This is a genomic window from Albibacterium profundi, assembly GCF_042159835.1.
GTDB lineage: Bacteria > Bacteroidota > Bacteroidia > Sphingobacteriales > Sphingobacteriaceae > Albibacterium > Albibacterium profundi.
This window is the reverse complement of sequence record NZ_JBBVGT010000002.1, coordinates 1,233,369-1,246,459: the sequence shown is the minus strand read 5'-3', so window position 1 is coordinate 1,246,459 and position 13,091 is coordinate 1,233,369. Positions and strand designations below refer to the sequence as shown.

Here is a 13,091-nt window from a genome sequence, read left to right as displayed (position 1 = left end):
TTTTAAATACAATTTAAAATGTGGTCCATTCCTCCTAAACGTTTACTATTGTTAACTTTGCTTAAATAAATCTTAATACTATGTCATACAGAATTGAGCATGATACCATGGGTGAAGTCCAGGTACCTGCTGATAAATACTGGGGAGCCCAGACAGAACGGTCTAGAAACAATTTTAAAATAGGCGCGCCTTCATCCATGCCGAAAGAAATAATAAACGCTTTCGCATACCTGAAGAAAGCAGCTGCATTTACGAATGCTGATGCGAAGGTTTTACCTGATGAAAAGCGTGATTTAATAGCGCAAGTGTGCGACGAAATCCTCAATGGCAAATTAGATGACCAGTTTCCACTTGTAATTTGGCAAACTGGCTCGGGCACACAGTCAAATATGAATGTGAATGAGGTGGTTTCCAACCGTGCCCATGTAATCCAAGGAAATGAACTGGGGAAAGGCAGCCCTTTTATCCACCCTAATGATGATGTTAACAAATCACAATCCTCAAACGACACGTTCCCTACAGCGATGCATATTGCTGCTTATAAAATGATTGTCGAGACAACTATTCCAGGAGTCGAAAAGCTTCGCGATTCATTACAAGCAAAGTCCGAAGCTTTCAAGGATGTTGTAAAAATCGGAAGAACACATCTTATGGACGCTACGCCGCTGACTTTAGGACAAGAGTTTTCCGGTTATACAGCTCAGTTAAACTTCGGTTTAAAAGCTCTAAAAAATACTCTGGATCATTTATCACAACTCGCTTTGGGAGGCACTGCTGTAGGGACGGGAATCAATACGCCAAAAGGTTATGCCGTTAATGTTGCTAAATATATCGCTGATTTCACAGGACTACCTTTTGTTACCGCTGAAAATAAGTTCGAAGCCTTAGCAGCACATGATGCGATCGTAGAAAGCCACGGTGCTCTAAAGCAACTGGCTGTTTCTTTGATGAAAATAGCTAATGATATTCGCTTATTAGCTTCTGGTCCGCGTTCCGGGATTGGTGAAATCATCATCCCTGAAAATGAGCCGGGATCTTCGATTATGCCAGGTAAAGTGAACCCAACACAATGTGAAGCATTAACTATGGTTGCTGCTCAAGTAATAGGGAATGATGTGGCGATTTCTGTTGGTGGCTCAAATGGCCATTACGAGTTAAATGTTTTTAAACCCATGATGGCGTCGAATTTCTTAGAAAGTGCTCGTTTGATAGGAGAAGCCTGCGTTTCATTTACTGAACTTTGCGCTTCAGGGATTGAGCCAAACTATGATGGTATTAAAAAACATCTCGACAACTCACTTATGTTAGTTACGGCTTTAAACCCTCATATCGGCTATGAAAATGCGGCAAAAATTGCAAAAAAAGCGCATAAAGAGAACACTTCGTTGCGTGACGCTGCTTTGTCCTTAGGTTTATTAACAAATGAACAGTTTGACGAATGGGTTCGCCCCGAAGACATGATCGGTGGTTTAAAATAAAGATGGGAATCAGCTCAATAAGATCATTTAAATCAGCATACGGAATTATTTTTTCTTGTATGCTGATTATTGCTATCAGTTCGTGTAGGCGCAATTCAGATATGCAAGGAGAAGGAGCAGTTTTTCTTCAGGGCAATTGGACCACTGATTCGATACCTAACCAAGATCAGCTTCTTCGATATGAAGAGATCGATTTCCGTTTTAATTGCGACTCGGTATTCGTTAAAATCAAAACGTACTCGAAAGCAAAAATGGATGTCGACTCTTGCTATGGCAATGGTGAGTGGGTTGAATATGCACGTGGAGTCTATGAAGTCCGCGACGATAGCTTATTTATCCAAGCTACGTACACACATGAGAATTGGCGCCAAAAGCTCAGCGGTTGCCATCACATCGGCCAATACCTCCCTCGTTTTAAGATCATAAAACAGACAAAGGACTCCCTGTCGCTAGAAAACCGATTCAGTCATAATCCTTTTCGACTGCATAAGACAAAAACAACGACCTGTGTTCCGCAAGAGGTGTATTAGCTAGGTCCGATTGTTTTCGAATTTGTGTATTCGCTCTGGTGTTAGACAAAAATCTAACTTAATATCAAAGGGATTTATATCTTTAATTTTTGCTATGGGAGCAAAAAAGGAAAGGCCAATGATTAGACAATCAGGTCTACATGCAGCCAGAAACCGGTCGTAAAAGCCTTTCCCAAAACCAACGCGATGCCCCGTTTGGTCAAAGGCGAGCAAGGGAACAATAACGGCGTCAAGCTGCTGAGGAACAATCGATTTGCCTTCGATAGGTTCTTCAATTCCCCAGAGGTTTACTTCAAAAGCAAGATCATCTTCCCAGACAAAGTGTTCCATTAAATTTGTCTTCAAATCCGATTTTGAGATAACGAGCTTGAGTTCTGGAAAAGCTTTCCGGAGCCAATCTATCAAGCGATAAGTATCGGGCTCAATTTGCTTTTTGATAGGAAGGAACGTATGCACATATTCCAGTCCTCGCCAATCAAATTGCTGAAATTGAGTAAGCAGTCCATCATTGAATAGGTCGACCTCCGAACCAGTTAACTTAGATCGTCTTTCCTTAAAAAAGGCTCGTAATTCCTTTTTAGTACCTTCCATTTTACACAAAACAACAAAGAGGACCCAACAATAGCAGGAATCCTCTTTGAATCTATAAAAGTGAACTATTTTACTCTTTCAACATAGCTTCCGGTACGCGTATCCACTTTAACCCGGTCGCCCTGGTTTATAAACAATGGGACTTTAATCTCAACTCCCGTTTCAACAGTTGCATTTTTCATCGCACCGGTTGATGTGTCTCCTTTAACCGCTGGTTCGGTATAGGTAATCTCAAGTTCTATGTTAGCAGGTATGCTGGCTATGATGGGCTCTTCGCTTTCAAAAGCTACGATTACATTCATACCTTCTTTCAAAAACTTGGCAGAATCACCAAATAAATGCTTTGGTATATTATACTGATCGAATGTATTGTTATCCATCACCACGAAAAAATCACCCTCGTCATATAAGTATTGATAATCGCTGGTTTCTACTCTTGCAATTTCTACTTCCTCGTCCGTTCTAAAACGGTATTCAACCAACTTACCGGTTCTTACATTCCTCATTTTGGCCTGATAGAATGCACGGAGGTTACCAGGCGTTCGATGAATAAACTCTTCTACTGTAACCAACTCGCCGTTAAACCGTAAAACATTTCCCGTCCTTACATCAGATGCTTTTGCCATTTTTCCTTTAATTTAATTTAACATTGATCATTTATACAAAGATAGTTTTTTCATCAATAAACAGGCCTGCCGACAAGTTTATTTATAACTATCAATCAATAAGTGATTATTACAAAAAGTATATTCTTCCGGTTGATTTGAGCAGACAACAAGCAAACGATTTTGTGAAAACTTCTCTATTAAATGAAGGTACCAATCAACGCCTTCTCGATCAAGATTAGTGGTCGGTTCGTCAAGCAATAAAACCGGACTGTTTGTGCAACAAGCTAACAGTAACTTGACACGCTGTTTCATTCCGGAAGAGAAATATCGAATTTCTTTATTCTTTGATCGTACTAGCCCGAGAAAGTCGACCATTCGCTGAACGTCCCACCCTTCAAGGATGTTTTTGAACCGAAAATGAAATGTGATTAACTCACTCAATGTGAATTCCTCTATCAGCTCAAGGTAAGGTGTAGCGATTGAGAGATAACCAAACACAGACTCGATGTCGACAGGCCTAGAGTTAGATAAATAGTTAATCTTGCCTTCCGATACGCTTAGACTGCCCGATAAAATTTGCAATAGAGTTGACTTCCCAGAGCCATTAGGACCCAGAATCGCATAAGATTCTCCTTGAATGAAATGGCAGTTAATCTTCCTAAAGATCCATTCTTGATTAAATCGTCTACCGACATTTTCAAGTATAATGTCCATTTATCTACATGACCCCTAATTTGCCTTGTCCAAAGCCCTTCATTACACCACGGTTAGAATTTCTGATAAAATCTATAATTTCATCTCGTATTTCCGTTGGTTTATATTCGGTCTCGATAATCCCTAGCGCTTTTGACAAATTATTGTTTTTCACGAACAATGTTCTGTAGATATCTTGGATTTCATTAATCATCTCTGATGAAAAGCCTCTTCTACGGAGTCCCACTGAGTTGATGCCAACATAGGCAATAGGTTCTCTTGCAGCCTTCACAAATGGCGGAACATCTTTACGTACTAACGTGCCTCCGGCAATAAAAGCATGAGAGCCAATGCTACAAAATTGGTGTACAGCCACCATTCCTGCCAAAACCACATAATCTCCTACCGTTATGTGTCCAGCCAATGTACTGCTATTTGAAAAGATACAATTATCACCAACAACACAATCATGTGCAATATGACTGTAGGCTTGAATCAGACAGTTTTTGCCGACAACGGTTTTCCATCTATCTTTTGTACCCCTGTTAATGGTTACGCACTCCCGGATCGTTGTATTGTCACCAATCTCAGCAGTAGTCTCTTCACCGTCAAATTTCAAATCTTGTGGTATTCCCGAAATAACAGCACCGGGGAAAATCTTACACCCCTTACCGATCCTAGCGCCTTCCATAATAGTAACATTGGAACCAATCCAAGTACCTTGGCCGATTTCAACGTTTTTGTGAATCGTAACAAAAGGCTCAATAACTACATTATTAGCGATTTTTGCTTCAGGATGAATATAAGCTAATGGTTGAATCATATTTACGTAGTTTCGCTGTCTTTTACTCTAACTATTTGAGCCATCATCTCGGCTTCTACAACTACCTTCTCACCGACAGTCCCAACACCTTTCATTTGTGCAATACCTCTTCGAATAGGTTCCATCAGATCACAACGAAAGACAACAGTATCTCCAGGAGAAACTTGCGCACGGAACCTTACGTTATCGATTTTTAAGAACAAAGTTAAGTAATTCCTAGGATCCGGCACCGTACTTAATACTAAAATCCCACCCGTTTGTGCCATCGCTTCGACCTGAATTACACCTGGGAAAACAGGTGCTCCCGGAAAATGTCCCTGAAAGAAACTTTCATTCATTGTCACATTTTTCACTCCGACTACGTGAGTTTTAGACAGCTCCATTATTTTATCAATAAACAAGAACGGTGGCCGATGTGGCAAAATATCCATAATTTGAACCACGTCATACAATGGTTTCGCGGATGGGTCATATGTCGGAACCCGTTTTTTATTTCTTTCCTTTTTAATGGCAGCTTTAATTTTCTTAGCGAATGCAACATTTGCGGCGTGACCAGGTCTTGCCGCCATAATATGCCCTTTTATTGGCATTCCAATCAGAGCAAGATCACCCACCATATCTAGGAGCTTATGCCTAGCTGGTTCATTCTGGTGCCTTAACTCTATATTATTTAAAATTCCTTCTTTAGCAACTTTGATATCTTTACGGTTGAACAGTTTAGCAAGCTCTGTAAGTTCGTCCTCATTAACCTGTTTATCAACAATAACAATAGCGTTATTAAGATCTCCTCCTTTAATAAGATTATGCTCTACGAGAGCTTCTAATTCATGAAGGAAGCAGAAAGTCCGAGATGAAGCGATCTCCGTCTTGAACTCGTCAATATTTGATATAGATGCGTGCTGGCTGCCCAATACCGGAGAATTGTAGTCAATCATACAAGTCAATCGATAACCATCATCAAGAGGCATCGCTACCATTTCCACTTTCCGGTCCGGCTCCGAATAGTGCATATTGTGTGGGATTACATAGTACTCACGATCTACATTTTGCGTAACATAGCCCGCTTCTTCAATGGCGTCGGCAAAGAAAGATGAGCTTCCATCCATTATAGGAACCTCAGGCCCATCGATCTCGATTAATACATTATCGATTTCCATACCAACCAATGCAGCCAATAAATGCTCTATTGTACTAACACTAGCACCGTTCTGTGAAATAGTAGTCCCCCTTGAAGTATCGCTAACATTATCAACATCGGCGTCAATAATAGGAGTTCCTTCTAAATCAACCCTTTTGAATTTATATCCGTGGTTCTCCGGAGCGGCTTTAAATGTTAAAGAAGCAGGCTTTCCGGTGTGTAATCCTACGCCTGAGATCTTCACTTCATTTCTAATAGTTCTCTGTTTAGCATTCATTCTTTCAAACTTCGCTTTCGATTCTAGATTAAAGTTAACTTTTATTTATTAAGTTTTCCAATTGCTCTATCCGCTTCTCAAGCCCAGGCAGCTTCTGCAACGTAACCTGTATTCGCATTTGAGAGGTATATTTAATAGCTGGAGTACCAGCCCATTTTTTTCCGACTTCGGTAATAGATCGGTTGATTCCAGATTGCGCCTGTACTTGTGAATCATTTGCCACAGTAATGTGGCCGGCAACTCCGACTTGTCCACCTAAAACTACATTTTCTCCAACTTTGGTACTACCGGAAATTCCAGTTTGTGCCGCAACCACAGTATTCTTCCCAACTTCAACATTATGAGCCAACTGAATCAAATTATCCAACTTCACTCCATTATTGATTTTCGTCGACCCTAATGTAGCACGATCGATAGTTGTGTTAGCTCCGATCTCGACGTCATCTCCTATAAGCACGTTCCCGATTTGGCTAATCTTTTTATACGATCTATCATCCTGGGGGGCAAATCCGAAACCATCGCTTCCAATGACCGCACCGGCATGAATGATAACCCGTTCACCAATAATACTGTCGAAATAGATTTTCACCCCTGCGTAAATCGTACAAAAGGAGCCTATCTCCACAGAGTCCCCTATATAGCTATTCGGATAAATTTTTGTGTGATCACCAATACGAACATTAGGACCGATGTAAGCAAAGGCTCCTATGTATACATTTTTTCCGATGGTAGCTGTGGGGTGAATAAACGAAGGCTCTTCAATCCCACTCTTATCTGCTCTTAGCTGGTTATATGCATCTAACAAGATTGAGAAGGCAGTATATGCATTCTTAACTCGGATAAGAGTAGGTTTAACCGCTTGCTTCAGTATGAGGTCTTCATTTATGATTACAATAGATGCGTTTGTCGTATATAAATAATTTTCATACTTAGGGTTCGCCAAAAAGGATATGCTCCCAGCTTGCCCTTCTTCGATTTTCGACATCTCTGAAACCGTTCGGCCTACATCTCCTTCAACAGTTCCGTTAACGATATCGCTAATTTGTTGTGCGGTAAATTGCATCTGCAAATCTAAATGTTATTAATTTATGAACAAACAATTAAAATCAAATAATCAAGACGCTAAATTAAAGCTTTTGAATGAAGTTCCTTTGGAAAGGAAACAATATATTTTTCTACTTTTTGAGATAGAACCTCCAAGTTCGATAAATCCGAAGCCTCTGTTATATCCTTTAGTGCCCCATCTTTCATTAGAATTTTAATGCTTTCGTTCCCAATATCATAGGCGCTATTCGATATAATATTGTAATAAACAAAGTAATCCACTTCATCATCGGATAGCGAATAGTAACTCATGGCCGCATCTTTTATCCGCATTAGATAATCCTTGTCTGGCCGGTTATTCATAATTTCTACTCGGTTAAGACGCCTACTCAATAATTGTCTACACAATAGAGATAATGTTTTATCCTGATGAGAACTCCAAACCTTCATACTAGCTAGAATATCAACGTCATCTAACTTCAGAAAGGTTTCCAAATGCAAGGGGTCTACTTCGAAGGACTCTTTGGTAACCCGCGTATTTAAAAAGTGTTGCAAAGGAGGCGTTGCAAATAATGTCTCGCCCGCTAAGCCTAATTGCTTTGCACGATGCAAGATTTTAATCAACATGTGCTCGGCGCTCACAACCGTTTTGTGCAGATACACCTGCCAGTACATAAGCCTACGTGCAATCAAAAATTTCTCAATCGAATAAATACCCTTCTCTTCTACAACCAATTCATTATTGGCAACAGTCAGCATTTTTATAATGCGATTAAAGCTGATCACACCCTCCGTAACACCTGTATAAAAGCTATCACGAATCAGGTAATCCATTCGGTCAGTATCAAGTTGGCTTGACACCAATTGATGAAGAAACGTTTTTGAATACGCATTCCGAAAGATTGCAATCGCCAAATCGAGTCGCCCATTGAAGCTTTTATTCAAGTCATCCATGATACGACCTGAAATGTACTCATGCGATACGCCTTCTACAATCGAGTGCTCTAAGGAATGAGAAAACGGCCCGTGCCCAATATCATGCAACAGAATCGCCGCTGTAACGGCCTCCTCTTCTTCACCGCTAATTTCAACATTCTTACCTCTTAATGTTTCAATAGCAAGACCCATCAGGTGTACTGCGCCCAAAGCATGTTGAAAACGGGTATGCAGCGCTCCTGGGTAGACCATATGAGTTAGACTAACCTGCTTAATGTTCCGTAAACGCTGAAAATAAGGATGCTCTATTAGCTCATAAATCAGACCACTAGGTAGAGATATGAAGCCGTAAACCGGATCGTTGATGATTTTTTTCTTCTTCAATTTTTAAAATGCTTGATACAAAAGTGCTGTTTTAGGATTAAACTTTTATGAAGATCTTTCTGTTAAACATAATCAACGCGATGATTCCCCAAATTGAAACAAAGAAAAGAGCATATACCAAAGATGCATTCGTCGGCGAAAAATAAGGAGTCATGAATGTATTATATATCCACGCCTTTAAACTGAGGTCTTCCGATACTTTTATCAAACCTAGACATCGCGCCATAATCCCCGATAAAAAGAAAACCGTAATGGCATTCATACCGAATATAACAAATGGTTTAGTAAATCGTCTATAACCCTTATAATCGATAATCCAATACGTCAAAGCTAAAACCAGCGTGGCCAACCCTCCAGTATACAAAACAAACGAGCTCGTCCACAATGATTTATTCAAGGGGAATTGCAATGCCCATGCCATCCCTATGATAAATGTAAGGAACCCATAAAAACATAGCCAAGCAACCTTTGTGGGGTGGTCAACATCAGTTCTCTTTAAATAAACGCCCACCAAAATTCCAAATAAACACGTAGAAATTGCAGGAACTGTACTTAAAATACCTTCTGGATCCCATGTTTTCACGGACTTCCACAAGTGTGCCTCTGTTAAGAGTGTCCGATCAAGCCATGCACCCATATTGGTTTCTTTACCAAGATTCGCAGGACCGATACCGGGTACAGGAATAAACGTCATAATAATCCAGTAAATTACCAATAGGGCCACGCCAACAAATAAGATTTTCTTGGGTGGTAGCTTAAGAAAAAGAAATGCGGAAATAAAAAAGACGACGGCAATTCTTTGTAAAACGCCAGGTATACGCACAACTTCAAAAGCCCCGATCGGATCAACGAAAACCCGTGGGAATAAAGACAGCATCAGCCCCAAACCAAACAAGATAAGCGTCCGTTTACCGGCTTTTAATAACAACGCCGGGTGTAGGGGTTTATCCATCTTCTTAGTACCATATGCATAGGCTATTGAGACACCTACAATAAAAAGAAAAAATGGAAAAATTAAATCTGTCGGCGTACATCCGTTCCACTCCGCATGCTTCAAGGTTGCGTAAATATTTCCCCAACTGCCGGGGTTGTTCACTAATATCATTGCAGCAACAGTCGCACCTCGAAAAACATCGAGAGACAAGAGACGTTTAGCTTTCGTTTGCATAAGGTTGAGTAAATACCTATTTTTATTTACGGTAGACGGAAATATTTTGTTAATCTTTGTTAAAAATAAGCGAGATCAGCTAACATTCCCTTAAGTTCGTGAACTTACAAATAAAAATAAGACAATGCAAGAAACCAACATATTGTGGGCAGATGACGAAATAGATTTATTAAAACCCCATATCTTTCTTTTAAACGAAAAAGGATACTTTGTTAAAACGGTTACAAATGGAAGAGATGCGGTCGATGCCTTCAAAAATGCGTACTTTGATTTAGTCTTTCTAGACGAAAATATGCCGGGATTAACCGGACTTGAAACGCTCGCTGAATTGAAAAGTATCAACCCGGCGGTACCGATGGTTCTAGTCACAAAAAACGAGGAAGAACACTTGATGGAAGATGCTATTGGATCAAAAATAGATGATTATTTAATAAAGCCCGTTAATCCCAAGCAGATACTCTTAACAATCAAAAAGCTTACTGAAAATAAACGCTTGGTAAGCGAAAAAACGTCTACAGCATACCAGCAGGATTTCAGAATACTGGGTATGACCCTCAACGACCGCTTGAATCACGAACAGTGGGCAGAGGTCTATAAAAAGTTAGTTTACTGGGAACTATCATTAGAGAAACTGGAAGATGCAGGTATGCACGAAGTATTAACCTTACAAAAGGCAGAAGCGAATGCCCAGTTTTCAAAGTTTATCGAAAACAACTATCTCGACTGGATAAAGTCACCTGAGGATGGACCGGTTATGTCTCATCAACTTTTTTCTAAAAAATTATTCCCATCATTAGAAACCGATAAACCGACGTTCTTCTTCTTAATCGATAACTTACGCTATGACCAATGGCGTATTATCAATAATATCATCAGCAATTACTTCCGTTTGGATGATGAAGACCATTATTATAGTATCCTTCCTACTGCTACCCAATATGCTCGAAATGCTATATTTAGTGGATTAATGCCATTGGATATGGAAAAACGATATCCAGATATGTGGCAGAACGATGAAGATGAAGGCGGAAAAAACCTGCATGAGGAAGATTTCATAGCCGACCAAATTAAGCGACTATTACGGAAAAGCAGCAAATTTTCATACAATAAGATCCTTACTTTAGAACAGGGTCGTGAAATAGCCGATAACATATACAACCTAATGGATAATGACCTCAATGTGTTAGTTTATAACTTTGTTGATATGCTATCCCATGCTCGGACTGATATGGCCATGATCCGTGAGCTTGCAAACGACGAGTCTGCCTATCGTTCTTTGACGCTATCTTGGTTCGAACACTCGCCTTTGCTAGAGGCCATCAAAAAATTATCGCAAAAAAATGTCAGAGTTGTAGTCACAACCGACCACGGAACAATACGAGTGAAACATGCGAGTAAAGTAATCGGCGACAGAAATACGAACACAAACCTGAGATACAAACAAGGCAAGAACCTCAATTATATCGCAAAGGACGTGTTCCATATTAAAAACCCACATGATGCGATGCTTCCTAAGCTCCACGTTAGCTCCAGTTTTATTTTCGCTAAAGAAGACACCTATTTTGTCTATCCAAATAACTATAATCAATTTGTCAATTATTATAATGAGACATTCCAACACGGAGGCATTTCAATGGAGGAGGTTATCATTCCATATATAACATATAGTTCGAAGTAAATTGAAAGAAATAGTTGTTAATAATCCAGAGGACCTGCATCACGCTGCCCAGAAAATTCTTGAGACCGTCAATAGCAAAAGTCGAATTTTCTTATTTGATGCTGTGATGGGTGCAGGAAAAACGACATTCATTAAAGCTCTCTGTCGGTATCTTGGAGTACAAGAAAATGTAAGTAGTCCAACATTCTCAATCGTAAATGAATACCGCGGGATTGATGGGCCTGTCTATCATTTCGATTTTTACCGGATAAAAGATGAGAAAGAAGCTTATGATTTAGGATATGAGGAATATTTCTATTCCGGCCATTATTGTTTCATCGAATGGCCACAGAAAATATCCAATCTCATCCCCGATGACGCACTTTCTGTTAAGATAGAAGTAACTGGCTCTGAAACTCGTATAATCAAGTTATTAGATTAGTTCTGCGTTCGTTTTAAAATATTTACGGTTTCTTTTTCGTATCTTAATCCCCGTTTATGAATAATTTCATGTATGAATGAGTTTTCCAAATTAGCTAAACAGGCATTGAGGCAACCACAAGAAATGTTGCAGGAAACGGGCAGGAAAAAAAATGAGTTATTTATCGGAATTCCAAAAGAAGTCTCGTTTCAGGAAAAGAGGATTGCTCTTACTCCACTATCAGTCGCACTTCTAGTAGAAAATGGACATCGAGTAGTGATGGAGAGTGGTGCAGGGAAATCAGCAAACTTTCTTGATCACCATTACAGCGAACAAGGAGCTGAAATTGTACCTGATAAAGCGAGTGTATACAAAGCAGACTTCATCGTGAAAATCGCGCCTCCAACGATGGAAGAGATCGATTTGATGAAAAACGGGCAGGTTCTTTTTTCATCACAACAACCTTCCCTCCTAAGCCTAAACCATCTCCAAGCTATGATGAGGAAAAAGATTACGGCCATTAGCTATGAGTATCTACGGGACGAGGGGAACATCCTAACTGTGGTACGTGCCATGAGCGAGATTGTCGGTGCAACGTCTGTTCTAATTGCTGCTGAATATCTTAGCAATGTTTTCGAAGGAAAGGGCCTGATGTTGGGAGGCATTACCGGTGTTCCGCCAACAGAAATAGTTATCCTCGGCGCGGGCACAGTTGCTGAGTATGCAGCAAGAACAGCCCTTTCTTTGGGCGCACAAGTTAAAGTTTTCGACAGTTCCATTTACAGGCTGCGTCGACTGCAAACCAATATTGGCAGCTTAGTATTTACATCCGTTATTCAACCGATAGTCCTACGCAAAGCAGTGCTTAACTCAGATGTTGTCATCGGGGCAGTACGCTCCAATAATGGGCGTTGTCCTTGCATTATTGATGAGGCCACAGTTGAAAAAATGAAACCTAACTCTGTATTGATCGACGTAAGCATTGATCAGGGCGGTTGTTTCGAAACATCACAGATCACAAATCATTTAAAACCTACATTCCGGAAACATGACGTCATCCATTATTGTGTTCCCAACATTGCATCTCGAGTAGCACGTACTGCAACCTATGCATTAACCAATATTTTCACTCCTATTCTTTTAGAGATAGGCGAACGAGGCAGCATGATGAATCTCATTTGGAATCGGCCGGGTATACGTAATGCTGTGTATTTATATCAAGGTTCACTAACGAATAAAGACATTGGAGAAAGATTTAATATGAGCCCGAAAGACCTTGAATTGATTGCTTTCTCCCAAAGATAATACAAACCAAATTACGATCTCACCGTTTATCCTTTAAA

General features: G+C 40.0%; 13 protein-coding genes. 5 read left to right on the top strand and 8 right to left on the bottom strand.

Annotated elements, in window-relative coordinates:
* Positions 1 to 80: 80 nt before the first annotated feature.
* On the top strand, positions 81 to 1,478 hold the full coding sequence (gene fumC / locus WKR92_RS06935) for a class II fumarate hydratase (protein WP_375557094.1): 1,398 nt from the start codon (positions 81 to 83) through the stop codon (positions 1,476 to 1,478).
* A 101-nt stretch (positions 1,479 to 1,579) separates the two neighbouring features.
* Entirely contained in the window at positions 1,580 to 2,008 is a 429-nt protein-coding gene (locus tag WKR92_RS06930; protein WP_375557093.1) for a fumarate hydratase, read from the top strand.
* Here WKR92_RS06930 and WKR92_RS06925 read toward each other — a convergent pair whose 3' ends face one another.
* The 8 genes from WKR92_RS06925 to WKR92_RS06890 form a co-directional block, all read right to left on the bottom strand.
* A complete protein-coding gene (locus tag WKR92_RS06925) occupies positions 2,009 to 2,599 on the bottom strand; it encodes a 5-formyltetrahydrofolate cyclo-ligase (protein WP_375557092.1) in 591 nt (196 codons plus the stop codon).
* Between the two features lie 65 nt (positions 2,600 to 2,664).
* Complete coding sequence (gene efp, locus WKR92_RS06920; RefSeq protein ID WP_375557091.1) at positions 2,665 to 3,225, bottom strand: elongation factor P; 561 nt, start codon at positions 3,223 to 3,225, stop codon at positions 2,665 to 2,667.
* A gap of 78 nt (positions 3,226 to 3,303) precedes the next feature.
* Complete coding sequence (locus WKR92_RS06915; protein ID WP_375557090.1) at positions 3,304 to 3,921, bottom strand: ABC transporter ATP-binding protein; 618 nt, start codon at positions 3,919 to 3,921, stop codon at positions 3,304 to 3,306.
* Between the two features lie 4 nt (positions 3,922 to 3,925).
* The gene (gene lpxA, locus WKR92_RS06910) at positions 3,926 to 4,723 is read right to left on the bottom strand and encodes an acyl-ACP--UDP-N-acetylglucosamine O-acyltransferase (RefSeq protein WP_375557089.1); all 798 of its coding nucleotides are present in this window, start codon (positions 4,721 to 4,723) and stop codon (positions 3,926 to 3,928) included.
* A gap of 2 nt (positions 4,724 to 4,725) precedes the next feature.
* Complete coding sequence (locus WKR92_RS06905) at positions 4,726 to 6,138, bottom strand: bifunctional UDP-3-O-[3-hydroxymyristoyl] N-acetylglucosamine deacetylase/3-hydroxyacyl-ACP dehydratase (RefSeq protein WP_375557088.1); 1,413 nt, start codon at positions 6,136 to 6,138, stop codon at positions 4,726 to 4,728.
* Between the two features lie 34 nt (positions 6,139 to 6,172).
* On the bottom strand, positions 6,173 to 7,201 hold the full coding sequence (gene lpxD / locus WKR92_RS06900) for a UDP-3-O-(3-hydroxymyristoyl)glucosamine N-acyltransferase (RefSeq protein ID WP_375557087.1): 1,029 nt from the start codon (positions 7,199 to 7,201) through the stop codon (positions 6,173 to 6,175).
* Between the two features lie 59 nt (positions 7,202 to 7,260).
* Positions 7,261 to 8,502 (bottom strand): HD domain-containing protein, encoded by a 1,242-nt coding sequence (locus WKR92_RS06895; protein WP_375557086.1) that lies wholly within the window; start codon positions 8,500 to 8,502, stop codon positions 7,261 to 7,263.
* Positions 8,503 to 8,539: 37 nt separating this feature from the next.
* A complete protein-coding gene (locus tag WKR92_RS06890; RefSeq protein WP_375557085.1) occupies positions 8,540 to 9,670 on the bottom strand; it encodes an acyltransferase family protein in 1,131 nt (376 codons plus the stop codon).
* Positions 9,671 to 9,794: 124 nt separating this feature from the next.
* Between WKR92_RS06890 and porX the strand changes: the two genes are divergently transcribed.
* The 3 genes from porX to WKR92_RS06875 all read left to right on the top strand — a co-directional run bounded on the left by porX (position 9,795) and on the right by WKR92_RS06875 (position 13,053).
* The gene (gene porX, locus WKR92_RS06885) at positions 9,795 to 11,348 is read left to right on the top strand and encodes a T9SS response regulator signal transducer PorX (RefSeq protein ID WP_375557084.1); all 1,554 of its coding nucleotides are present in this window, start codon (positions 9,795 to 9,797) and stop codon (positions 11,346 to 11,348) included.
* A gap of 1 nt (position 11,349) precedes the next feature.
* Entirely contained in the window at positions 11,350 to 11,769 is a 420-nt protein-coding gene (gene tsaE / locus WKR92_RS06880) for a tRNA (adenosine(37)-N6)-threonylcarbamoyltransferase complex ATPase subunit type 1 TsaE (protein ID WP_375557083.1), read from the top strand.
* A gap of 72 nt (positions 11,770 to 11,841) precedes the next feature.
* Positions 11,842 to 13,053, top strand: a complete 1,212-nt coding sequence (locus WKR92_RS06875; protein ID WP_375557082.1) for an alanine dehydrogenase — start codon at positions 11,842 to 11,844, stop codon at positions 13,051 to 13,053.
* Positions 13,054 to 13,091: the final 38 nt, after the last annotated feature.